Here is a 22601-nt window from a genome sequence, read left to right as displayed (position 1 = left end):
CGCGTGTCGATTTTCTGGATCGCTATTCGTCGTATGGTATAGAGGGATGTCCTCTACTTTTTGGGAAATCAATCATGTCGACGAATACTGTCCGATTTCATCGCGTTATCAAGTCCTCGCCAGAGCGAGTTTATCGTGCATTTCTCGATGCCGATGCATTGGTCAAGTGGCTGCCGCCGAACGGTTTCACCGGTAAGGTTCACCAGCAGCAAGCAATAGTGGGTGGCACCTACCGGATGTCGTTCACCAACTTTACCAGCGGCCATAGCCACTTCTTCGGGGGAGAGTACCTGGAGTTGGTGCCGCACGAGCGGCTACGCTACACGAGTATGTTTGATGATCCAAATCTGCCGGGTGTGATGCAAACCACCGTGACTTTGCGAGAAGTATTCTGCGGGGTTGAGCTGAACGTTGTGCAAGAGGGCATACCCCAGGCCATTCCCGCAGAGGCCTGTTACCTTGGCTGGCAGGAGTCGCTTGTGTTGCTTGGTAAGCTGGTTGAAGCGGAAATCCGAGAATAAAGGCACCATACCCGGGGCGGCCGGTAAAAATCCCGGCGCTAGGTAGAATAGGGACTGACCGGTAAACCAAGGTAAGGAAATTGATTCATGCCAACAAAGGAAATTATTGCATTGGACGGTGACGGCGTCCTGCTCGACTACCATACCGCCTATCGCCTGGCATGGGAGCGTGCTTTCGGCGAATTGCCTGATATCGTTGATCCGCAAGCGTATTGGGCGCTGGATCGGTATGCGGTGCGACGTCTGACCGGTGACGATCTTGAACGCTTCCGAGTATGCTTTGACGACGTGCACTGGTCGTCGCTGCCCGCCTTGCCTGGCGCGGTCGAAGCATGTCATCGACTGGTCGAGGCTGGTCATGAACTCGTCTGCGTCACCGCCATTCAAACGGAGTTTCAACATGCCCGGCTTAAAAATCTGCGTAACGCCGGGTTTCCCATCGAACGCATCGTTGCAACGCCGAGTTCGCTGTATGGCAGCAGCCCGAAAGTGGCAGTGCTGACCGAGCTGAAACCAGTCGCTTTCGTCGATGACTATCTGCCTTACTTTGCGGGGATCCCTGCCGAGATACACGCCGCCCTCATTCTGAGGGAACCGAACGGCAGTCCGAACGTTGGCCCGGAGCTGGACCAGGTGGACTCCCAGCACGTTGATCTGGCCGACTTCGCCAACTGGTGGCTAAGTTCAAATTCGAATGCAACAGTGAGACACAAAGCTTCCGCAACCTGATGCGATGCGTCATGCCGCGCCAGCCGTTCGCGCAGCATGCGCAGTCAGACCATTAGCCTCCGCGAGCTTCCGCCAGTGCAATGGTCAAGTGCTGTACCTTCTTTTTCAGCTGATCGCGTTCTTCTGTCAGCTGTGTCAGCAATTGCGTCAGGCGGTAAATTTCAAGCTGGTCTGGTGTGGCATCGCCAAGTGGTGGCGGCACGGGTATTGAATCCGGCTTGGGCGGCAATCGGGCATCGCGCACCTGTTTTGCCGCCTGCCGAAGCTCCTTCTTGCCTCCAGCGACCGCCGCCACTTGTTTTTCTTCAGGCAACGAGGCTACTGCAGCTGCGGCGTTGATGGAAATTACACCTGCCTTCACTGCGCTGACCAACTCGGGCGTTGCCGTCTTCTGGATTTTCTCGATCTGACCGAGCGTCGCGCTGCTCACCCGCGCTGTTCGCGCAACCGCCTCGCGCGTGAGTACCGGTTTGGTCGCGGGAGGTGTAGCGGCATGGGTATCATCAGGTGTTGCAGCCGGCTGCTCGGTTTGCGCTTGTACCAGACGTGCAGCAACGATTTCCTTTTTACGCAGCGCGAGTACACCCCGCTGAAAATCCGAGACGCTGCGTCGCCCGAGGTGATTGTCGATCATCCATAAATGGACATCATCCATGGACTGAAACGCCTGGTTTTGGACGGTATTGAAAGGAATCTGGTGCTTCTGACAAATGCTGTAGCGGTTGTGCCCATCCACCAGGAGATCACCCCACAATACTAGCGCATCACGGCAGCCTTCCGTGAGCAAGCTGCGTTCGAGTGCCGCGTATTCGTCCTCTGTCAGCGGGTCGATATAGGCGCGGAGGTCTTCGTTGATTGTAATCGTCATAAGCCAAACAAAAAAACAGTAGCGCAGTAGTGTACACATTACGCCGCCGTCATAGGCAAACGTAACACAGCGCAAGTCATCATCAGACTCTGCTGTCCCGAATGCAGTCGATATCGGATCCAAGTTAAGATGACATGATCCGCGTCTAAGTCATAAGATTGCATGAAAGGGATCGACATGAACAGCTTGCGTACCAGGTATGACGTCCTGATTGCCGGTGGAGGCATTGTCGGCTCTTATGTCGCCTATTTCCTGAAGCAGCGTGCACCAGCCATGGATGTTGCCGTTATCGAGCCAGACCCGACTTACGAGTTTGCCTCGACGGTACGTGCTTCAGGGGGCGCCCGGCGCCTCTTTTCGTGCCCTGAAAACATCGAAATGTCCAACTTCAGCATCGAGCGCATCAAGAAGTTTTCTGATGAAATGGCGATAGGCGGCGACCCCGCGCCGGTCGATTGGGTCGAACAGGGATATTTGTTCATCGTGTCGGGAGCCGGCGCGCTACGTGTCTTGGAAGAGAACACCCAGGTGCAGCAATCGCTTGGAGCAGACACTCGGATGCTGGATCGGGAAGGACTCAGGCAGCTATTGCCATCAATGTACGTCGACGACCTTGACGGAGCTGCGTATTCGCCCCGGGATGGCTGGTGCGACCCGAACAGCTTTCTCCAGGGGACGCGTAAAAAAGCCATGTCGCTCGGCGTTGAATTCATTGCTGACCGTGTTTGCGGGTTCAACATTTCTGGCGGCAGAATAACCAGCGCGAGCTTAAGTAGCGGTACTTCTCTTAACGCCGATTTTTTTGTCAATGCGGCGGGTGCCTGGTCGGGACAAGTCAGCGCATTGGCCGGAATGTATCTGCCTGTATCGCCGTTGCGCCGTTTCGAACACTATTTTACCGGCCATCGGCAGATCGAACCTTTGCCTTACGTGAAGGATTTGCACCGCCTGGCCTTTCGCTCCGAAGGGCAGGGCTTCTCCGGCGGTCTGGTTAACTCGGATGAGCCGAGGGGATTCAATTTTGATGTGGACCACAACTACTTCAATGAGCTTGTCTGGCCGGCGCTGGCCCATCGCTTCCCGACCGCATTCGAGGGCGTGAAGTGCCATCGCACCTGGTCAGGACTTTATGAGCAATGCGAGCTCGATGGCAATCCAATCATTGGCAACTGGATCGGCAATCATGAAAACTTTTTTGTTGTTACGGGCTTTTCGGGACACGGCATGATGCATGCGCCGGCCGCCGGACGCGGCATCGCCGAACTCATCGACAAAGGACGCTTCGAGACCATCGATTTGAGTCGATTCAGCTATGCGCGCGTGCTGAAGCATGAACCTTATCCAGAGCGCGGCATACTCTGACGGTGCTGAAATAAAGGACTCCGTCCCATGCCTGTAGCTGAGGTCGCCTAACGCACATATTGATTCTGTTGATTGTCTTCAAAAATCGATAGTGATAGATTGAAAAGTTGCCTTCACGCAATGTAAAATGGCATTGTGGTAACAATGAGATGGGCACAGGTCTGGACCGCCAGCACCTCTGCCCATTTTGCTTTTCTGGAGAACACGTTCCAGATCGCCTATGCTCTCATCACGGCAAATACAAAGCAGGCACCTGGAAGTCAGGCTAATTTGGATTAGGCTACTTCATATCCCATTTCACGTTGCAGCGGTATGATAAGGACTGAATTGCATCAGCAACTCTGGTTCCGCAAACAGGTCCAAACGTTTTAACGCGGTACCTGCACACCGAAGGTGCCCGCTCCGGATCAATAATTTAGCCGCAAACGCTTTGTTGATGAAAACGAAAGTGTGACCTTCCTTGAAGCTATTCTATAAAGTGCTTCTTCCTTTCCTGTTTTTCAGAAGCAAACATCTTGGTCTATTCGCTTTATCAAGGCACTTGCAACTTGTAAAATCGGCCTAATCTACTGTCAGGACCTCCTTTTAATACGGGCAGGCGATTCCCGATGCCGGGTCTTCATAAGGAACACTAGTGAATCAAAAGCACATTCAGATTGCCATCTCGGCAATTGTCGCATTTGTTGTATTTTTCATTTTCAGCCAGCAACTCAGTTCCGGAGGTCCGGGTACGGCAACGCCGATTCCCTACTCAGAATTTCTTGCACAGGTAAAATCAAAGCAAGTCCGCGAAGTCGTGATTGAAGGCACCCGCGTTTTGGCGGTCACCAACGACGGCAAGCCGCTGAGCACCAACACGACGCTTCTCGACCGTGGCCTGGTGAACGATCTGATCGAAAATGGTATCAAGTTCGACGTCAAGAATCCTGAGGCACCGTCCTTCCTGTCCCAAGTATTTATGTCCTGGTTCCCGATGCTGTTAATGATCGGCGTATGGATCTGGTTCATGCGGCGGCAGCAGGGTGGCGGCAAGGGCGGTCTGTTCTCGATGGGCAAGTCAAAAGCTCGGCTGCAGGATGAGCATACCAATACCACTACCTTTGCCGACGTGGCCGGCTGCGAAGAGGCACGGGAAGAAGTCGATGAGATTGTTGAATTCCTGCGTGAGCCGCGCAAATTTCAGCAGCTCGGCGGACACGTGCCAAAGGGCGTATTGCTGGTTGGCCCTCCGGGAACGGGTAAAACCCTCCTGGCACGCGCGATGGCCGGCGAAGCCAAAGTGCCGTTTTTCACAATTTCCGGATCTGATTTCGTCGAAATGTTCGTCGGCGTTGGCGCGTCGCGCGTGCGCGATCTGTTTGAGACCGCGAAACAGCACGCACCATGCATTATCTTCATCGACGAAATTGATGCAGTCGGTCGTGCCCGCGGGAGCGGCATGGGTGGCGGCAATGATGAGCGCGAGCAGACCCTGAATCAAATGCTGGTGGAGATGGACGGTTTCGAGCCGAACTCCGGCATCATCGTGGTCGCTGCGACCAACCGCGCCGACGTGCTGGACAAGGCGTTGTTACGCCCGGGACGTTTTGACCGTCAGGTGATGGTCGGGTTGCCGGATATCCGCGGTCGGGAAAAGATTCTGCGCGTCCATATGCGCAAGGTCCCCCTGTCACAAGACGTGCAAGCCGATGTGCTGGCCCGCGGTACGCCGGGTTTCTCCGGTGCAGAGCTTGCCAACCTGGTCAATGAAGCTGCGCTGTTCGCTGCCCGCCGCAACAAGAGTGCGCTGGACATGCAAGACTTCGAAGACGCAAAGGACAAGATCATCATGGGCCCGGAGCGCAAGTCGGCTGTCATGCGCGAAGAAGAGCGCCGTAATACCGCCTACCACGAGTCCGGGCATGCGGTGGTTGCGAAGCTCCTGCCAAAAGCTGATCCCGTGCACAAGGTAACAATCATGCCGCGCGGTTTCGCATTGGGCCTGACCTGGCAATTGCCTGAGCACGATCGCGTCAACATGTATAAGGACAAGATGCTGGAAGACATAGCGATCCTGTTTGGCGGCCGAATCGCCGAAGAAATCTTCATGAATCAGCAGTCTACTGGCGCGTCGAACGACTTCGAACGTGCGACCAAGCTGGCGCGGGCCATGGTGACTCGCTTCGGAATGTCCGAAACGCTGGGCACAATGGTCTACACCGACGAGCAGGATGGCTTTGGCATGAATTCACGCATGGTGTCCGAGGAGACCCAGCAGAAGGTTGACGATGAAATTCGCCGCATTCTCGATGACCAGTACGCGCTGGCACGAGGTCTTCTGGAAGCGAACCGCGACAAGGTCGATGTGATGGCAAAAGCACTTCTGGAATGGGAAACACTGGATGCGGACCAGGTGAACGACATCATGGTTGGCAGCGCGCCGCGGGCACCCAAATACGCTAGCGAGAAAAAGCCGCCTCTGTCCGGTGGGCAGGGGCCGGTAGTTCCGGTAACCGCTTGACCTCGCCGTGCCCATGTTGAGCGGGCAATGACGAACAAGTGACAGATGGGGCGGACTGCTTGCAGTTCGCCCTTTTATTTTTTAAGGGTTCTGCCCGGCGATTAACGCGTGGATTAACGCGTACGCAAACAGGGTACAAAAGTGCATGGAAGCGAAAGGCGGAGAGCGCAAGGAGATGCTTGGAGCGGAAGCGTCCAGAGCGGCTAAATCGCTATTAGGGGAGCGTCGGAATCAAACTGCGGAGGATATGCGGCTTACAGCGCGTTGGCTGTTTATTCGGACCGCATGCACATGAACGACTGCGCATAGCGTACTGAAAGCCGCATTGAAGAAAGCCCTGGTCACCTTACTCGGAACAGGGCCTACAGGCGAAAAACTTGGATTTACATCGGGACGATGTTAGATGCCTGTGCGCCTTTTGGTCCCTTTGTTACTTCGAAAGATACTTTCTGGCCTTCTTTCAATGACTTGAAGCCGGAAGAATTGATTGCCGAAAAATGCGCAAACAAATCCTCGCCACCTTGTTCCGGTGTGATAAAACCAAAACCTTTTGCATCGTTAAACCACTTTACTGTACCTGTTGCCATGATTGCTCTCTAGTTACTGTTTAAAATGCTCTGGCACTTTGTGACTTTTTGTCCCGTGCTGTAGAGCTGACATATCGAGATCGTACTACCGTGTCTCCCCCTCGATGGTGCAGAGTTTAGCTTAGCTGGGCAAAGAGACAAGGAAATCTTTGTTGACAAAGATCAACAGAGTCCATTCTCTATGAAGGTGTACGAAACGTCAGCGCATGCGCTTCACGTCTCGAGAGCTTGTAACTTTCAACCTCTTCGCAGCGGAGGACAGTAGAGAGTACATGCATAAGACAGTGCATCGAGGCACTTGAATGGGATGATCGACGGGTAGTTGTGCACAGAAAAACGCATCAATTATTCATACATTTTCTTTTTATTCAGTTCTGTCCTCAACAACTCTTGACAAATTCCAAGTCGTTGATTCTTATCACTTAATTCCTATGCACACATTTTAGCCAATTTAAGCCGAACCCGCGTGGAATCTAGCTATGCTGCTTGTCAATACCCCTTTATTCACAAAGTTATCCACAGGTAATGTGGATTACTAGAAAAACACTGTAGTTACAGACACTTACAGATGATTTACGGAAAGAAAAAGGTTTCGACGTCAGGTTGATGCCAAGTTTTTCACTAACTTGCGCGTTTTCGATCACGCATCATCAACATATTGAAGTAGCTCGCAAGTGTTGCGTTTTACCAGGTTTAAGTGTTGGCAAATTTGAACGTTTTGGTGCATTGAACCATCCATGATAAGGATACGTTTAAAGAAGGACATGCAATGTCGCTTGCAGCTGAACCGAATAAAAATTCTGGCAAACCGGAAGTATTAAAGCCTTCAGTGATTCGTGAAGGCCGCCCTTTTCCACTCGGTGCCACCTGGGATGGGTTAGGCGTGAACTTCGCCCTTTTTTCCGCCAATGCCACGAAAGTGGAACTCTGCCTTTTCGATATCGACGGCAAGAAAGAAATAGAGCGCATTGAGCTTCCGGAATACACCGATGAGGTCTGGCATGGGTATCTACCGAGCGCAAGGCCGGGACTGGTCTATGGCTATCGCGTATATGGTCCCTTCGAACCTGATGCCGGTCATCGCTTTAATCCGAACAAATTGCTGATCGACCCCTACGCCAAGAAATTGGTTGGTGAACTCACCTGGGGGCCCGAAGTATTTGGATACAAGCTGGATTCCCCCGACAAAGACCTCTCCTTTGACGAACGTGACAGTGCACATCTGATGCCAAAATGCCGTGTGATTGATCCGGCCTTTACCTGGGGCGCCGAACGGCGACCAAATGTCTCCTGGGAGAGCACAATTTTTTACGAGATGCATGTGAAGGGATTCACTGCATTGAATAAACGGGTACCAGCGGTGGAGCGGGGGACATTCGCAGGACTGGCGCGTTCCGAGGTGGCGGCGTATCTGCGCGGCCTTGGCATCACAACCGTCGAGCTGCTGCCGGTTCACGCGTTCATTGATGACAGTTACCTGATCGAAAAGGGACTAAAGAATTATTGGGGCTACAATTCGATCGCCTTCTTTGCGCCGCATTCGGCTTACCTGCATTCGCCGTTCACCAACGAATTCAAGGAAATGGTCAATCAGTTCCATGCAGCCGGTATTGAGGTCGTTCTTGACGTGGTCTACAACCACACCGCGGAAGGCAACGAGCTTGGACCGACGCTTTCGCTGAAGGGAATCGACAACGCCAGCTATTACCGCTTGATGCCTGACAACAAGCGGTTCTATATCAACGACACTGGTACCGGCAATACCGTGAATCTGTCGCACCAGCGCGTGCTGCAGATGGTCACCGATTCTCTGCGCTATTGGTCGCAGGAGATGCGTGTCGACGGATTCCGGTTTGACCTTGCTACGATTCTCGCTCGCGAGCCCTATGGATTCGACGAAGGGGGCGGTTTTCTGGATGCCTGTCGTCAGGACCCGGTTTTGTCGAGCGTAAAATTAATTGCGGAGCCTTGGGACATCGGGCCGGGCGGCTACCAGGTCGGGCAATTTCCTCCGGGCTGGGCGGAGTGGAATGATAAATTCCGCGACACGGTGCGTTCGTTCTGGAAAGGTGATCCTGGCACCCTCGCCGATTTCGCATCACGCATTTCCGGCTCGGGTGACTTGTTCAACAAGCGTGGCCGCAGATCCTGGGCCAGTGTGAACTTCATCTGCGCCCATGATGGATTTACCCTGAACGACCTTGTCTCCTACAACGACAAGCATAATGAAGCCAACGGCGAAGAAAACCGTGACGGACATTCCAATAACCATTCGTGGAACCATGGTGTCGAGGGTGAGACTGATGATCCGGAAATCACGACCTTGCGTGAGCGACAGAAGCGAAACCTGATGGCGACGCTCGTGCTGTCGCGTGGCACGCCGCTCATTCTCGCCGGTGACGAGTTCGGCAATACACAGCGTGGCAACAACAATGCCTACGCACAGGACAACGAAATCGCCTGGCTTGAATGGGAAAAGATAACAGCCTCTGACCGCACGCTGCTGGCATTCACCCGCACGCTGATCGAGATTCGCAAGAGTTTTCCGATTCTTAATCGGGGCCGATTCCTGACTGGGGAATATAACGAAGAGCTCAATGTGAAAGATGTAACGTGGCTCACGCCCGACGCCAGCGAAATGTCTGCGGAACATTGGGAAGACGCCAATGCCAAATGCTTTGGCATGCTTCTCGATGGCCGCGCCCAGGCGACCGGTATCAAACGACGCGGATCCGATGCCACGCTTCTGCTTGTATTCAATGCGCACCACGACGTGGTGAACTTCACACTTCCGGAAGTCCCGGACAGCAGATACTGGATTAGCCTGATCGATACCAACGACCCGAACCGTGCGGATCGTTCGACGTTCGACTTCGGGCACTGCTATGAGGTGACTGGCCGATCAATGTTGCTGTTCGTTCTGGCAAGTGAGAGTAGGCAGTCATGGCAATTGCGTAACCTGCACGGTGCCAATCGCGATATCGAGGCTTGGGTGGAGCGGAGTACGGACGATTAGGTTGAACAGCCAGAAGCCAATTGCAAAACGCCTGGTTAACACTGATCATGATGCCGGCTGTCTTCAGCATCCTGCACCAATCTCGTGCTCAACAACAAAGCACCGAAGATCACGGGGCAAGCATGGCTATTTCATGAAGGAGAAAAACCGTATAGGCGTGGACATATTGAGGATGTTATCGACAATTTAGCAAAGTAATATAGGTATTTGCGTTAGCATCACGCCTTTACGTACGCCGACCGCAGGCCATGTCCGATGCGCGCATTGCCGCGGCTGGCAATTCATTTCAGTATCCAGGCCATGAAAAAGACAAAAAATTCTCCTCCCGCAAAAGCTGGCGCCATGACACAGGAACGCGACGACGTCCTGGCTGACCGACTGGTAGCACTCGCGGGAGACCTGCGTAATTCTGACGTGTATGCGGTATTGACCGATAACCTTCAGAAAGCACAGTCGGAACTCCGCAAAACAATCAGAAAATGTCTTCAGCAACAGCGCGAGGTGGTGCTTGATGAGGCGCTTGAACGCACTCTTGAGGAAGACGCCAAGGCCTATCGTGTACTGCGCGAAAACATCGAAGAGATGTCCGGCACGGTCGTATTTCGCCGTGAGGAAGTGCCCGACCTGGAAGTGAATGCCTTTGTGATCCCCATGTTCGTGCATACGACAGGCGGACTGCGCAGCGAGCAGTGTTTTCAGGATGAAGACGCATTTGAACAATTGCGAGACAGCATCAAAGATAGCGGCCTGGAAAGCAAAAAGGCGACGGTTGCCCTCGTCAGCCATGCCTATCATCCCGAGGAGATCAAGGAAGTCGCTTATTGTCAGTTAAACGCCATGGTGCTCGAAGCATACGACGCCATGACGCGCAAGAAAACGACGCAAGCCGATGCCATTGCGCGCAGCATGCGTGGCTGGCCGGCATCGGATTTCGCGCCGGACGATCATGCTGTAGAACTACGCTTTCTGCTCGGCTTCTCACTGAAGACGATGGACGACCCCTTCTACCAGGTGCCCGTCAAGGAAGCAGCGGCCGACCGTTATTTTGAGGCGCGTGGGGAGCGCTTTCGGAAATGGTCGCAGCAGGTAATGCCGTTGCTGCGGCGCTGTCTGGTAACAGACGGACGCGAAGTGCAGATCGACTTTCTTTATCAGGACTTGTTCTATGGAGGCAAAGAAGCGGCCTTCGCAGAAATGGACATGCTTGAGTTACTATCGGAAGTCCAGCACGCACTGGCCGAACATGGGAAAACTTCGGAAGACGCAAAGGCGATTGTCGGCCCGTTGGCGGCGAGTGACGATGCGATGCTGCAGCTCGGTTTATATGACAAGACGACAGATGCCCTCATCGACGTCATCGAGAGACCACTAAGCCCGACAGAGATTGCGGAGAGCGTTATCGCAGATATTGCCGATGGCTTAAGCACAACCGGCATTCAGGACATACGTATTGCGCGCCACTTCGACGCTGAGGGAAATCCAGACGGAGTCCGGCCATACTCGCCGCGATAGGATTCTGCGTGCCTGTCAGGACGCAGTGGCATGGCGTCCTGACAAAGGTATGTAGAAAGGGCGGCACAACGCCCAGTGACTGACTATTAATTTCACCGTGCCTTGCGCGCCTGACAAGGCAACACGTGCAAAGTTAAGGTTGAGCGCTTCTCCTGGCGATTTCGTTCCCGACATAACCGCCGCCGATGACGCCTGCGACGGTCGCCAGTGTGCGTCCGCTGCCTTTGCCGATCTGGTTACCAAGAAGACCTCCGACGACTGCGCCGACACCAATGCCGACCGGGCTGTTTTGCGCAACAGGCGCCGGTTGCTGATACACCGGGGCAGGAGAATAAACACCCGAAGTGCTCGGCTGGGCAACGGGCGCAGCGCTCACTTGACTCACCTGACTGTACGACGGCTGACTCGCTGCCGGCGCTGTATGCTGAACGTACTTGTGATGGACCACAGTCTTATGCCGGACGACTTCCTTCACCGCAGGAGGAGCAACCGGTTGTGGCGCTACGGCCACCGCATTGGTCGCCAGTGCCGGAGAAGGAGAAGAAATCGCAGCAGGAGCAGCTATCGGCTGGCTTGTGATCGCGGTGTCTTTCGGTGCGCTCCCCTGGGATGCCGGAATAATTCCTACAATTGCGGCTGCGCCAACGATGCTGACCAGCATGACTGATACGGCTGCACCGGCTACCAATGGGTGAATACGTGAAGAAGTCTGGTTCATTTCCATGTCGGTTCCGTTAGGGTTGAGGATTAGTACAGGAAAAGAATACTGTTTGTCCCAATCGCTTGAGTAGTCCTGGTATGTATCAGCAGTAAGCGCTTGTAACCTGAGTAGCCTGAGCAGCGCATGGCCGATCAGATTTGGTGCGGCAATCATCAGTACATCGACAGCTGTGGTTTCATTGCAACGAGAGTTGCGTTGCAACATTTATTTCCTGAAAAAACACGAACACTGCAGCCGGAGTCGGACTACGTACGTTAAAATAGTTGCCGTAGAGAAACATAGTAGTGTCATCATGAAAACATCTTCACTTAATGACATCAAAGAAAAACTGGATAAGTCACGCTTGAAAGTCGGGCAAAGACTCATACACAAATTTCATGGAATTGTGCGATATACCGCTGACTGCGCATTGATGGAGCGATTTGCAGGAAATAGCTACTCAGTGTTCGTGGAGCACGAAGGCGAAATTATCGAAGTCGGCCTTCCACAAGTTTCATGGACATGAGGGCCGATAATATCTAGCTGGACGGAAGCACCGGAAAAACGCGGGCAAGTAGCAACAGCGAGGTGCTCCACGCACGACATTCCCTGAGTGTGGCATGTTTAAATAGCGCCAACTATCCGCCCTCTATCAACGATGCGAGCAAGCGTCAATGCTCGTCTGTTACCGCTATTGATTCGCGCGTCTGCGCGACCTCGCTACGCCAGATGAGCAATAGTTGATAACGCATTAAATTCAGAAGCTGCTGTTATGCGAAGGATTTGGCCGGATGGCCGACCGAGGCGGCGCAGTCATTCATCAGAAAGAACAGATCCAGCATGTTTGCAAATTTAAAAATCGGCCATCGCCTTGCGTTGGGCTTTGCCGGTGCATTGGCTTTTTCGGTCGTCATTACCGGGAACAGCCTGTGGAAAATGAACGAAGTTTCAGCCCAAGTCCAGTCCATGACCGAATCGCCTCTTTCCAAAGAGCGCTATACAGCTGACTGGAGCCGCAACATCAGCACGGCGGTCGCGCGAACCACCGCCGTCGCCAAGAGCAGCGACCCGAGTCTATCGACTTTCTTTGCTGCTGATACCGCAGCTACCATGAAAAGCACTTCCGAAGTGTTGAAGAAACTGGAAGTGCTGCTGTCCTCTGATGAGGAAAAAACGCTTTTCGGCAAGATCGTTGAAACCAGAAAATCCTACACAGCCTACCGCGACGCGGTATTTAAACTGAAAGCCGAAGGAAAGGCCGACGAAGCAAATCAGGTGCTCGAAGCCAATTATCTGCCCGCAGCAAAGAATTATCAGGATCTGGTTGCGCAGTTCCTCAACCTGCAGCGCGGACAGCTCAATGAGGATGCCGCGAACATTAAAGAAACCCAAATTGCCGCACGCAACCAAATGATTGCGCTCAGCGCACTGGTCATCCTGTTCGGCATAGGGTGCGCCTGGTGGCTTACCGTTGGCATTACCGGTCCTCTGCGTAATGCCGTAGCGGCAGCGCGCCGCGTCGCTGACGGAGATCTGAGCGGCGAGATTGACGTCACGTCGAGCGACGAAACCGGACAACTGCTGCATGCGCTGCGCGACATGAATGCCAATCTGCGCACGACCGTGACCAGGGTCCGCCAGGGCACCGACACAATCGCTACTGCTTCCAACCAGATCGCTGCTGGCAATCAGGACCTGTCGGCGCGTACCGAACAACAGGCAAGCTCGCTGGAAGAGACGGCTTCGTCAATGGAGGAACTTACATCCACCGTGCGGCAAAATGCCGACAATGCCCGCCAGGCCAACCAGCTAGCCGACGCCGCATCGCAAGTTGCGGCCAAGGGAGGTGAAGTCATTGGGGAAGTGGTTGGAACCATGGGGCAGATCAATGCGTCGGCAAGGAAAATCGTCGATATCATCGCAGTGATCGACGGTATCGCATTCCAGACCAACATTCTTGCACTCAACGCAGCCGTAGAGGCGGCACGTGCAGGGGAGCAGGGACGTGGCTTTGCAGTCGTCGCCAGCGAAGTGCGTACGCTGGCACAGCGTTCCGCCTCGGCGGCAAAAGAAATCAAAGGATTGATTGAGGCCTCCGTCGACCAAGTGGATGCGGGCAGCATGCTGGTCAACCAGGCCGGCAAGACCATGGCCGACATCGTTGACAGCGTCCGCCGCGTGACTGATATCATGGGCGAGATCACTGCCGCCAGCCAGGAGCAAACCTCTGGTATCGAGCAGATCAATCAGGCAATCACGCAAATGGACGACGTGACGCAACAGAATGCATCGCTTGTCGAAGAGGCGGCAGCCGCATCCGAGGCAATGCAGCAACAGGCGGCAGAGCTCGCAAGGGTGGTGAGTGTCTTCAAGATCGACGGAGAGAATGTTCCTTCTTCATTTGTTGACGTACCAGCCATCATTCCGCGCGCAGGTACGGCCGTTGCCCAGAAGTCGACACGCACACTGAAGGTCAGGCACGCGTCTTCAGTAACCTCAGCGACGCCAGTGCCTGAAAGAAGGTCATTCTCCAAGATACGAGATAATAAAGACGGCGATTGGGAAGAATTCTAACGAACGCAATAACGTAGCTGCATCACACATCGACTATTGTTTGATCCATGCGCAAGCAGAAAAATACTGAGTTCCCGGGCCCGATTCCTTCCCCGGTTCTTAAGGAAAAGGCCACGCCGGCTTACGTAGTCCGACAATCGGACGTACACGGTAAGGGTGTATTCGCCCGCCGCAAACTTCGAGCCGGCATGCCAGTCATCGAGTACAAAGGTGAGCGAATTGATCTGGCCGAAGCGGACCGGCGCGCTGAAAACCGGCGATGGCCAATCAATCACACCTACTTCTTCTCATTGGCGGATGGCCGCATCATCGATGGCGGCCGGCGCGGAAATGACGCCCGGTATATCAATCATGCGTGTGAACCGAACTGCGAAGCCATGGAACACGACGACGGCCGCGTCATTATCTATACCTTGCGGGATATCTCCCGAGGCGAAGAGCTTAGTTATAACTACGCCCTGATCTACGAGGGGCGTCACACGCCTGCAGTCAAGCGCGCGTTCGCCTGTCGGTGTGGTACGCCAGGGTGTACCGGAACGTTTCTTGCGCCCAAGCGCAAAAATAAGTCCGCCGTTGCCTGACATGAGGTCCGCCTTCATTCGCGTCGCCCAATACGCCAACTAAGCATCAACCCGATGGCAGCATTTGATATTTAGCAAAAGTCTGATCTCTATCTCTCAGGATGGAGGGCACTAAATTAAAATGCAAATCACGCGTTGCGGCTGAAATCGCTTTAGCGTAGATAAAAAAATCAAGCCAACAGGAGATCGCGATGGAAAGCATGGTGCGAAAGGCAGGTGTAGTAGCAGGATGCGTAATGGTGCTGGCAGGATGTGCAGGCATGGAGTCCTCACGATCGAGCGCGGGCGATATGACATTTTTTGTGTCCAGCGTTGGCCCCGGCAAGGGTGCCGATCTGGGCGGACTCGAGGGCGCCGACCGGCATTGCCAGTCGCTCGCCCAAGCCGCGGGTGCGGGGCAGCATACCTGGCGAGCCTATCTTAGTACGCAAGGTACCGGGCTGAGCGATCCGAATTACGTGAATGCGCGCGACCGCATCGGCTCGGGTCCGTGGCGGAATGCCAAGGGTGACGTGATTGCCAAAAATGTTGAGGACCTGCATTCTGCCAGTAACAATGTCACCAAGCAGACGGCGCTGGACGAAAAAGGACAGCCAATCAACGGCCGCACCGACAAACCGAACAAGCATGACATCCTGACCGGTTCCAGGCCGGATGGCACGGCTTTTCCAGGGGCGCCATTCTCTGATATGACCTGTGGCAACTGGACCAAAAGCGGTGCTGATGGCTCCGCAATGCTCGGACATCATGACCGTGCAGGCCCGAGTGACGCATCTTGGGCCAAATCATGGAACTCCTCTCATCCCACCAGGGGTTGCAATCCTGAAGGATTGCGCAGCACTGGCGGTGACGGACTTTTGTATTGCTTCGCCGTAAAGTGAAATTTTGCTTAGGCCATAAACATCTCACAGTAAAAGCGTAACCGGGTAATGCGGCGTTGCCGCGACACTACTTTTCGACGGGCACCTTTGTCTTTACCATTGGCTGCGACCCGACCAGTACGGGGTCTTCACGATATTGGTCAGGGAATAGCCGTTTCAGGTTTACGATTTTCGGTAAATCAAATTGTGAGATGTACCCGGATTCCGGATGCAAAGTCGCATAGTCCTGATGATACGATTCAGCTGGATAATAAGCAGTCAAAGGATTCAGCTGTGTCACGATCTTCTTCGGATATACCTTCGCAGCATCAAGCTGGCTAATATATTGTTCCGCTATTCGCTTCTGGTTGGCGTCCCGATAGAAAATGGCCGAACGATATTGTGTTCCGGTATCGGGATACTGCTTGTTCAGTTGCGTCGGGTCATGCGCAACCGAAAAATAGATCTGTAATAATTTTCCGTATGATATTTGGCTGGGATCATAAGTGATCAGGACTGACTCTGCATGGCCGGTTTTTCCAGTACTGACACTACGATAGTCAGCCGTTTCCTTTTCACCCCCAGCGTATCCGGAGACAGCGTTTAGTACCCCTTTGGTATGCTGGAACACGCCCTGAATCCCCCAGAAACAGCCACCTGCAAACACGGCGGTTTGCGGCGAAATGTTGGGATCCGCCGCAACGTCAATGGCAGGCGCGGGAATTTTAACCGCTGCCTCGGCAAGTGCTCCGTTGACATTGATAAAGTAAACAGAAGCGGCCACCGTGACCAATCCCAAGATCAGGCGCACGCCCTTGCCGATCCGTGTACGAACTGACTGCGAATCTTTCTTGCTATTGAGCGGCATACCGCCTCCATGAGGTGAGAGCTTGCAACGTACATCAACGAATCGCTCAGCTTAGCTTTTCGGCTTAAAAACCATCGCAACTCCATTCATACAATAGCGTAAGCCCGTCGGGGGCGGCCCGTCTTTGAAAACGTGACCGAGATGTCCGCCGCAGCGACGGCACAGTACTTCGACGCGGGTCATGCCAAACGTGGAATCGGTATGCGTTTCGATGGCGTTTTCCAGCGGCTTCCAGAAGCTTGGCCATCCAGTACCACTATCGAATTTGGTTTCGGAACTGAAAAGCGGTAAGGCACAGCCCGCGCACACAAACTCTCCCGCGCGCTTTTCCCGGTTGAGTGGGCTGGAAAAGGGATATTCCGTGCCGGCTTTGCGCAGCACCTTATATTGTGCTGGATTAAGCAGCGCGCGCCATTCTGCATCTGAATGCGTTACTTCATATGTCTGCGTTGCATAAGCGGGCGATCCGCCTAACGATCCACCTAACAAGTGCTGTATCGCTTCCAGCCCTCCGGCTACCCCGGCAAATTTCAATAAATTCCTGCGAGGCTTGTTCATGATGAAGTCCTTCGGTCATGCCGGAAAGTGGCGCTGACTGTCGGTCGTGGAACTATCGTTTTCCTTACACGGAGTGCGTTGTCACCGGCTTAAATTTCTGGAATTGAGTCCAGGGAATCAAATTAATGCTTCACACCTCGTCGGGCACCTCTTTGTGCTGGCTTGCCATGCGCTGTTGCATCGCTGGCGGCACCGCGTCGTAATGACTTAAGCTGACAGTATAGCTGCCGCGTCCGGCAGTGGTGGAATGCAAGCGGGACTGGTAGCCATTGAGTTCGGACAGAGGAACGAGACCGCTTACAAATGTCATGTCACTGTGCCCCTTACGCATGCCGCTGATTTGTCCGCGACGTGCCGACAGATCGGCGGTAATATCCCCCATACTCTCTTCCGGTACGGAAACTTCAATATTGACGATGGGTTCCATCAGTATCGGGCGTGCTTTGAGCACTGCGTCCCGAAACGCCTTGCGTCCTGCTACCAGAAACGCAATGTCTTTTGAATCCACAGGGTGGCTTTTACCATCGTAGACGGTCACGCGTATGTCCTGCATCGGGAAGCCTGACACTGGGCCGCTTTCCATTGCCTGCAACACGCCTTTTTCCACTGACGGAATAAATTGCCGTGGTATGACGCCACCCTTGACCGCATCCACGAACTCGAATCCTGCCCCTCTGGGAAGAGCTTCCACTTTGAGAAAGACTTCACCAAACTGTCCTGCGCCGCCACTTTGTTTCTTCTGGCGGTAATGCCCCTCGCCATTTGCTGCAATCGTTTCGCGGTAAGCGATCTTTGGAAGATGAGTAACAACGTCGAGTTTGTAGACATCATTCATGCGATCAAGCACGCTGCGCAGATGTAGTTCGCCTAAACCCGAGATCACCGTTTCGCCGGTACTGGCTAATCGCTCGACGCGCAGGCATGGATCTTCGGCGCATAGCTTTTGCAGGATGTCCCATAGGCGTTGCTCGTCGCCACTTTTTCGAGATTCAATGGACAAACCGTAAATTGGCTGGGGAAGCGGGGCGGGATCGATATGTATATGCGCGTCTTCGACAGCGTCATGCAGTATGGCATCATAAAAAATGTCATCCACCCTAGTAACCGCGCAAATATCGCCCGGCACGCCTTGTCCAATTTCAATCTGTTCCTTGCCTTGCAGACGGTAAAGATGCGCGACCCGAACGGGCTTTCGGTTGTCGCCAATATAAAGCGTACTATCACGCCGGACCGTTCCCTGGTGAATGCGAAATGCGCTTAGTTTGCCGACATACGGATCCATGGTGATCTTGAAGACATGCGCCAGCACATGCCGCGTTGGGTCCGGTACGGCCTTGATGGGTGTGCGGTGTCCTGCAGATTCACGTTCTTCCCGATGAAAAGAGGGCAGATTACCTTCTGTCGGATTCGGCATCAACTTCACGAATACGTCCAGTAACTGCGCGAGGCCCGCGCCGCTACGGGCGGATACAAAGCATATCGGGATCAGATGCCCTTCACGCAATGCCTGTTCGAACGGCGCATGTAACACTTCGGGCGCTATATCGCCCTGTTCGAGATAAGTCTCCATAAACGCAGGGTCGACTTCCACGACCTGGTCGATCAGGGCACGATGTGTCGAAGCCACCGTTAAGAAATCGGCACCACCATCCTCGCTAAAGAAACAGTCGGTAACTTCGGTGCCACCTCCGGCGGGAAGATTAATGGGTAAACATTCCTTGCCGAACACTTCCTGGATACGTTGCACCAAAGCCGGTAAATCGACGCCCGGGGCATCAATCTTGTTCACGATGATCAACCTGCACATTGCACGGGCGCGCGCCAGATCCATCATGCGCAAACTGATCATTTCGACTCCGCTTTGCGCATTGATCACGACCGCGGCCGTGTCGGCAGCCGGTAATACGCTGATCGCCTGTCCAATGAAGTCCGGAAGGCCTGGCGTGTCGATCAAGTTGATACGCGTGTCGCAGTAATCGATATGGGTTATCGAGGAATACAACGAGTGTTGGTATTTGCGTTCGAGCGGATCATAATCGGAAACGGTGTTCCCACGCTCCTTGCTGCCCGGCGCCGAGACCATTTTGCCAGCGCTTAGCAAACCCTCTAATAGCGTTGTCTTGCCGCATCCACTATGTCCTAGCAACGCGATGTTGCGAATCATTTCAGTGCTGTAAGGCATGACCAGTCCTCCTGGAAGGGCAATGCATATGGCTCGATTGGCTCCATTATGCTTGGACGTCGGCGAATCGGCAAAGGCTAAACCAAATTTACCACCGTGCATGCTTATGCGTCGCCATGCATTTGTTTCGCGGCATAGAAGCGATGCGTGCATAGCCGGATCGTCTTGCAAGATGCGAACTCACGTCTATACTGATAGGCTGATTTCAAACCTCGGAGGACATATGAAGCGCTTCCTGTTCGCAATAGCTGCATTCGCCATGCTGGTCGGCTCCGCAAGTGCACTGGATCTAAGAGCACAGAGCTCCGATGAGATGTCCGCATGTACCGGCTCTCCGAAGACTGGAGATCCCAGCTGAATGGTGGACAAGCTATGAAAAGAGAGGGATACCCGGGTTGAAGCGTCCGGGTATCTCACTTTAGATATATCTATCCGTGGGAAATAAGCGGACGCAACATAAGCTGTTGGCTCAGGCCCTTACATCTCTTGAAGACGCCGCAGCCGCTCTTCCTCTTCCCTTCGTGCCAGCTCGATTTCATGTAGTACCGCGCCGACGTCCGCCGGCCGCTTATTGAGGGCTATACGTCCGGTCAATGCCGCGTCGGGATTCAGTAACCCGTCAACGTAGAGTTTCCAGATCTCCTTGCCATATTGCGTATCGCTAATATGCGGGGCGAACTGACCGAAGTAGGTTGCCAGGTTCGCGACGTCGCGCTCGAGCATCGGAGCGGCTTCAGTATTGCCTGCAGCATTAATGGCTTGTGGAAGATCGATAATGACAGGGCCGTCTGCATCCACCAGGATATTGTATTCAGACAAGTCACCATGGATTACGCCGGCACACAACATCAGCACGACCTGACGCAACAAGGCATGGTGATATTCGACTGCCTTCTGCGCAGTTAGCGCAACATCGTTCAAGCGTGGCGCGACCTGCCCCGTTGCGTCAGTAACCAGCTCCATCAGCAAAACGCCTTCGAAACAAATATAGGGCTTGGGTACGCGTACGCCAGCCGCGGCAAGGCGGTACAAGGCATCGACCTCCGCGTTCTGCCATACCTCTTCTTGCATTTTGCGTCCGTAGCGCGTTCCCTTTTCCATCGCGCGCGCCTGTCGGCTGTTCCGGACCTTGCGGCCCTCCTGATATGAAGCAGCCTGTCGAAAACTGCGTTGGTTCGCCTCTTTATATACCTTGGCGCAGCGTATCTCGTCGCCGCACCTCACTACATAGACCGTCGCTTCCTTGCCGCTCATGAGCTGCCGGATCACCTCGTCAATCAGGCCTTCTTCGACGAGTGGTTGGAGTCTTTTAGGAGTTTTCATTCGTCGGGCCGGATAAGAAGTAGAGAAGCGAAAAGGGTCGGGCCACGGAATCGATGTGTAGCTTCGGATACGGGTGTCACGAAGAAGTGGGCACCACGAGCGGAATTGCGATTCGGTCGACCGCTTATTTTTTTAGTTTGCCGGACCGTTTTGGCGGCGTATGCGGACGTGACTTGTTGCGTTGCTCAAAAATGGTTCTCGCATCCTGTTCCGCGCGTTCTTGCGTGCGCATTTCCGGCAGATCGTCATGCAAGGTAAAGAAGTCGGCAGCTTGCGCCCGCATGACATGCTTGATAGCGTCTTCGTCACTCATGTCGAATAATTCAGTCATCAATGTGGTGACTTCATCAAGGTATTCTTCGTAGGTCATTGGCATGGCGTGAGCCGTTAGGCGGGATAGGGACAGGTGTGCGCAGTATAGCGGGTTTGACGCGGCATGCCGAACGACACTGCAGGGCGGCTCGAAAAGAACAGCATTCCGGCTCAACATATAGTTGAGCCTACGTGTAGGCCGCGGGGTATTGCCCGGTGCTGGCTTGACGACGGGGAACTGCTTATCGTTGTCGCGTCTGCTTGCAACACCACAACGACAACGGGATGCCAATTCTGGTATTTACCGTTGTGCTGGCCATGCTCTGGATCTTCTTAAGCGGCGACACATTCAAGGAGCGAACTTGAATAGCAGGGGATCGCATGGGAATAGCCCGCCACAAGGGTTGATCGCCAGAAAAGTCAGCCACTTACCGACTTCGATGAATGCTCTTGCGGAGCGACCTGTACAGGTTGAATTTCCTCGTTGGCAGATTGCTGAGTAGTTTCCATAGCCCGGCTAGGCGGATCGCCTGCGCCAGGCAGGAAGAGAATGACAAAGCTGAATGCGCTGATGACGGCTACCGCAGAAAGTACACCAGCGAAGGAAGATGCGGATTTCATGAATCTTTACCGATAAGTGTGCGACCTACTCATTCTGCCGCTGTACCGAGCGGGCCAACTTGACCGAGCTTAAGTCCTGCATGTCCGGCGTCTGACAGGGCGCACTAGATTGCGGTTGATGATCTAAAGCATGACACTTTGGGTTCAGATTACGCCATATGGTTCTATATGCGTATCGCGTTGGCCCTGAAGCTATGGCATGCTTATTTACTGGCGACGTTCGCTGCGACGTGCTTCGAGGTCCGCAGGTGGTCGTGCAGCAATTAAATTGCTAGACGTAAATTATTTCTATTTTTACACCTATGCGGGAGCGGATGCAGTCAGCGCCCGGTTGTGATCGGTTTTGATACCTTCAAAGCGCTTGGAACTAGGTACAGTCAACCTTCAATCGTTTTCGCGAATTGGTTTGCGAAGTTCATGGCCGCTCAGTTCGCTCGGCCGTATTTTCTTGTTTCGGGCCGCCACCTTGGCGGTGCCGCACCCTCACCTCGTTTAAACAGAAGGTCAATCCCGGGAAGGACAGCGCCATGCCGGAATTGATGGCAGGTTGCGGCGTCTTCCTTGCCAACCCGACCGCGATAAAAATATTTTTCGAAAAGGTCTTGGCAGACAGATCGGCCTTTTGCTATAGTTCGGCTCCCGTCGCGAAACGCAGCAAACAAAAGCGCGAAGCGGGGGAATGAAGGACAGGAAGAATGTCTTTCAAAGCGCAGCAGGCAATCCCGAACACAAGGGATGGCGACAGACACAACGCTCTGTCATGGAAAGCTCTTTAACAAATAACAGCCGATAAGTGTGGGCGCTTGATGGAGTGCGGCGATGGTCCTTTGGGGCTATCGTGAAACTACAAGCATCAAGTGCTCACGAAGAAATATAGGTAAGATCGCAAGAGATTACCTGTCAGTATTTTGAGTGAGCGACACCTCG

The 22601-nt window shown here is 53.8% G+C and carries 21 protein-coding genes; 11 read left to right on the top strand and 10 right to left on the bottom strand.

From position 1 onward, the window contains the following. The first annotated feature begins 74 nt into the window (after positions 1-74). Together ASE07_RS20470 and ASE07_RS20465 are read left to right on the top strand one after the other, a co-directional pair. Positions 75-521 (top strand): SRPBCC family protein, encoded by a 447-nt coding sequence (locus tag ASE07_RS20470; protein ID WP_057292677.1) that lies wholly within the window; start codon positions 75-77, stop codon positions 519-521. A gap of 87 nt (positions 522-608) precedes the next feature. After that, a complete protein-coding gene (locus ASE07_RS20465; protein ID WP_057292676.1) occupies positions 609-1250 on the top strand; it encodes an HAD family hydrolase in 642 nt (213 codons plus the stop codon). A gap of 52 nt (positions 1251-1302) precedes the next feature. On the opposite strand, the gene ASE07_RS20460 is transcribed toward ASE07_RS20465, so the two are convergent. Then, entirely contained in the window at positions 1303-2118 is an 816-nt protein-coding gene (locus ASE07_RS20460; protein ID WP_057292685.1) for a hypothetical protein, read from the bottom strand. Between the two features lie 162 nt (positions 2119-2280). Between ASE07_RS20460 and ASE07_RS20455 the strand changes: the two genes are divergently transcribed. After that, the gene (locus tag ASE07_RS20455; RefSeq protein WP_057292675.1) at positions 2281-3480 is read left to right on the top strand and encodes an NAD(P)/FAD-dependent oxidoreductase; all 1200 of its coding nucleotides are present in this window, start codon (positions 2281-2283) and stop codon (positions 3478-3480) included. Between the two features lie 634 nt (positions 3481-4114). After that, a complete protein-coding gene (ftsH, locus tag ASE07_RS20450) occupies positions 4115-5980 on the top strand; it encodes an ATP-dependent zinc metalloprotease FtsH (protein WP_057292674.1) in 1866 nt (621 codons plus the stop codon). Positions 5981-6363: 383 nt separating this feature from the next. Here ftsH and ASE07_RS20445 read toward each other — a convergent pair whose 3' ends face one another. Beyond that, a complete protein-coding gene (locus ASE07_RS20445; protein WP_057292673.1) occupies positions 6364-6567 on the bottom strand; it encodes a cold-shock protein in 204 nt (67 codons plus the stop codon). 769 nt (positions 6568-7336) lie between these two features. Between ASE07_RS20445 and glgX the strand changes: the two genes are divergently transcribed. Beyond that, positions 7337-9583, top strand: coding sequence for a glycogen debranching protein GlgX (gene glgX / locus ASE07_RS20440; protein ID WP_057292672.1), 2247 nt, complete (start codon positions 7337-7339; stop codon positions 9581-9583). A 300-nt stretch (positions 9584-9883) separates the two neighbouring features. After that, positions 9884-11095 (top strand): DUF2863 family protein, encoded by a 1212-nt coding sequence (locus ASE07_RS20435; RefSeq protein ID WP_162256920.1) that lies wholly within the window; start codon positions 9884-9886, stop codon positions 11093-11095. A 133-nt stretch (positions 11096-11228) separates the two neighbouring features. Here the strand turns inward: ASE07_RS20435 and ASE07_RS20430 are convergent, their stop codons facing one another. Beyond that, positions 11229-12020, bottom strand: coding sequence for a glycine zipper 2TM domain-containing protein (locus ASE07_RS20430; RefSeq protein ID WP_057292670.1), 792 nt, complete (start codon positions 12018-12020; stop codon positions 11229-11231). 88 nt (positions 12021-12108) lie between these two features. Between ASE07_RS20430 and ASE07_RS29010 the strand changes: the two genes are divergently transcribed. From ASE07_RS29010 to ASE07_RS20420, 3 genes are all read left to right on the top strand, one after another. Beyond that, positions 12109-12321 (top strand): hypothetical protein, encoded by a 213-nt coding sequence (locus ASE07_RS29010; protein WP_156396835.1) that lies wholly within the window; start codon positions 12109-12111, stop codon positions 12319-12321. A gap of 314 nt (positions 12322-12635) precedes the next feature. Then, on the top strand, positions 12636-14369 hold the full coding sequence (locus tag ASE07_RS20425) for a methyl-accepting chemotaxis protein (RefSeq protein ID WP_057292684.1): 1734 nt from the start codon (positions 12636-12638) through the stop codon (positions 14367-14369). A gap of 47 nt (positions 14370-14416) precedes the next feature. Further along, the gene (locus ASE07_RS20420) at positions 14417-14950 is read left to right on the top strand and encodes an SET domain-containing protein (RefSeq protein ID WP_082584337.1); all 534 of its coding nucleotides are present in this window, start codon (positions 14417-14419) and stop codon (positions 14948-14950) included. Positions 14951-14996: 46 nt separating this feature from the next. Here the strand turns inward: ASE07_RS20420 and ASE07_RS29325 are convergent, their stop codons facing one another. Next, a complete protein-coding gene (locus ASE07_RS29325; protein WP_162256919.1) occupies positions 14997-15212 on the bottom strand; it encodes a hypothetical protein in 216 nt (71 codons plus the stop codon). On the opposite strand from ASE07_RS29325, the gene ASE07_RS20415 reads away from it, so the two are divergent. Continuing rightward, entirely contained in the window at positions 15142-15831 is a 690-nt protein-coding gene (locus tag ASE07_RS20415; RefSeq protein WP_200960989.1) for a hypothetical protein, read from the top strand. The genes ASE07_RS29325 and ASE07_RS20415 overlap by 71 nt on opposite strands. 67 nt (positions 15832-15898) lie before the next feature. Here the strand turns inward: ASE07_RS20415 and msrA are convergent, their stop codons facing one another. The 6 genes from msrA to ASE07_RS29005 form a co-directional block, all read right to left on the bottom strand. Next, positions 15899-16678 (bottom strand): peptide-methionine (S)-S-oxide reductase MsrA, encoded by a 780-nt coding sequence (gene msrA, locus ASE07_RS20410; RefSeq protein WP_082584336.1) that lies wholly within the window; start codon positions 16676-16678, stop codon positions 15899-15901. Between the two features lie 51 nt (positions 16679-16729). Next, complete coding sequence (gene msrB / locus ASE07_RS20405) at positions 16730-17236, bottom strand: peptide-methionine (R)-S-oxide reductase MsrB (RefSeq protein WP_057292669.1); 507 nt, start codon at positions 17234-17236, stop codon at positions 16730-16732. Positions 17237-17366: 130 nt separating this feature from the next. Next, positions 17367-19418, bottom strand: a complete 2052-nt coding sequence (fusA, locus tag ASE07_RS20400) for an elongation factor G (protein ID WP_057292668.1) — start codon at positions 19416-19418, stop codon at positions 17367-17369. A 477-nt stretch (positions 19419-19895) separates the two neighbouring features. After that, on the bottom strand, positions 19896-20741 hold the full coding sequence (locus tag ASE07_RS20395) for a PA4780 family RIO1-like protein kinase (protein ID WP_057292667.1): 846 nt from the start codon (positions 20739-20741) through the stop codon (positions 19896-19898). A 124-nt stretch (positions 20742-20865) separates the two neighbouring features. Then, on the bottom strand, positions 20866-21111 hold the full coding sequence (locus tag ASE07_RS20390; RefSeq protein WP_057292666.1) for a hypothetical protein: 246 nt from the start codon (positions 21109-21111) through the stop codon (positions 20866-20868). Positions 21112-21473: 362 nt separating this feature from the next. Further along, positions 21474-21674: a hypothetical protein gene (locus ASE07_RS29005; RefSeq protein ID WP_156396832.1), complete on the bottom strand. Its 201-nt coding sequence runs from the start codon at positions 21672-21674 to the stop codon at positions 21474-21476. Between the two features lie 527 nt (positions 21675-22201). On the opposite strand from ASE07_RS29005, the gene ASE07_RS29000 reads away from it, so the two are divergent. Next, positions 22202-22357: a hypothetical protein gene (locus ASE07_RS29000; RefSeq protein ID WP_156396830.1), complete on the top strand. Its 156-nt coding sequence runs from the start codon at positions 22202-22204 to the stop codon at positions 22355-22357. Positions 22358-22601: the final 244 nt, after the last annotated feature.

It is taken from the genome of Noviherbaspirillum sp. Root189 (assembly GCF_001428545.1).
Taxonomy (GTDB): domain Bacteria; phylum Pseudomonadota; class Gammaproteobacteria; order Burkholderiales; family Burkholderiaceae_D; genus Noviherbaspirillum.
This window is presented reverse-complemented; position numbering and strand designations above follow the sequence as displayed.

What these genes read in the sequence shown, in the direction of transcription:
- ASE07_RS20470 (WP_057292677.1), top strand. Translation starts at nt 75, where the DNA reads ATGTCGACGAATACTGTCCGATTTCATCGCGTTATCAAGTCCTCGCCA.
- ASE07_RS20465 (WP_057292676.1), top strand. Translation starts at nt 609, where the DNA reads ATGCCAACAAAGGAAATTATTGCATTGGACGGTGACGGCGTCCTGCTC.
- ASE07_RS20460 (WP_057292685.1), bottom strand. Translation starts at nt 2,118, where the DNA reads ATGACGATTACAATCAACGAAGACCTCCGCGCCTATATCGACCCGCTG.
- ASE07_RS20455 (WP_057292675.1), top strand. Translation starts at nt 2,281, where the DNA reads ATGAAAGGGATCGACATGAACAGCTTGCGTACCAGGTATGACGTCCTG.
- ASE07_RS20445 (WP_057292673.1), bottom strand. Translation starts at nt 6,567, where the DNA reads ATGGCAACAGGTACAGTAAAGTGGTTTAACGATGCAAAAGGTTTTGGT.
- glgX (WP_057292672.1), top strand. Translation starts at nt 7,337, where the DNA reads ATGTCGCTTGCAGCTGAACCGAATAAAAATTCTGGCAAACCGGAAGTA.
- ASE07_RS20435 (WP_162256920.1), top strand. Translation starts at nt 9,884, where the DNA reads ATGAAAAAGACAAAAAATTCTCCTCCCGCAAAAGCTGGCGCCATGACA.
- ASE07_RS20430 (WP_057292670.1), bottom strand. Translation starts at nt 12,020, where the DNA reads ATGTTGCAACGCAACTCTCGTTGCAATGAAACCACAGCTGTCGATGTA.
- ASE07_RS29010 (WP_156396835.1), top strand. Translation starts at nt 12,109, where the DNA reads ATGAAAACATCTTCACTTAATGACATCAAAGAAAAACTGGATAAGTCA.
- ASE07_RS20425 (WP_057292684.1), top strand. Translation starts at nt 12,636, where the DNA reads ATGTTTGCAAATTTAAAAATCGGCCATCGCCTTGCGTTGGGCTTTGCC.
- ASE07_RS20420 (WP_082584337.1), top strand. Translation starts at nt 14,417, where the DNA reads ATGCGCAAGCAGAAAAATACTGAGTTCCCGGGCCCGATTCCTTCCCCG.
- ASE07_RS20415 (WP_200960989.1), top strand. Translation starts at nt 15,142, where the DNA reads ATGGAAAGCATGGTGCGAAAGGCAGGTGTAGTAGCAGGATGCGTAATG.
- ASE07_RS29325 (WP_162256919.1), bottom strand. Translation starts at nt 15,212, where the DNA reads ATGCCTGCACATCCTGCCAGCACCATTACGCATCCTGCTACTACACCT.
- msrA (WP_082584336.1), bottom strand. Translation starts at nt 16,678, where the DNA reads ATGCCGCTCAATAGCAAGAAAGATTCGCAGTCAGTTCGTACACGGATC.
- msrB (WP_057292669.1), bottom strand. Translation starts at nt 17,236, where the DNA reads ATGAACAAGCCTCGCAGGAATTTATTGAAATTTGCCGGGGTAGCCGGA.
- fusA (WP_057292668.1), bottom strand. Translation starts at nt 19,418, where the DNA reads ATGCCTTACAGCACTGAAATGATTCGCAACATCGCGTTGCTAGGACAT.
- ASE07_RS20395 (WP_057292667.1), bottom strand. Translation starts at nt 20,741, where the DNA reads ATGAAAACTCCTAAAAGACTCCAACCACTCGTCGAAGAAGGCCTGATT.
- ASE07_RS20390 (WP_057292666.1), bottom strand. Translation starts at nt 21,111, where the DNA reads ATGACCTACGAAGAATACCTTGATGAAGTCACCACATTGATGACTGAA.
- ASE07_RS29005 (WP_156396832.1), bottom strand. Translation starts at nt 21,674, where the DNA reads ATGAAATCCGCATCTTCCTTCGCTGGTGTACTTTCTGCGGTAGCCGTC.
- ASE07_RS29000 (WP_156396830.1), top strand. Translation starts at nt 22,202, where the DNA reads ATGCCGGAATTGATGGCAGGTTGCGGCGTCTTCCTTGCCAACCCGACC.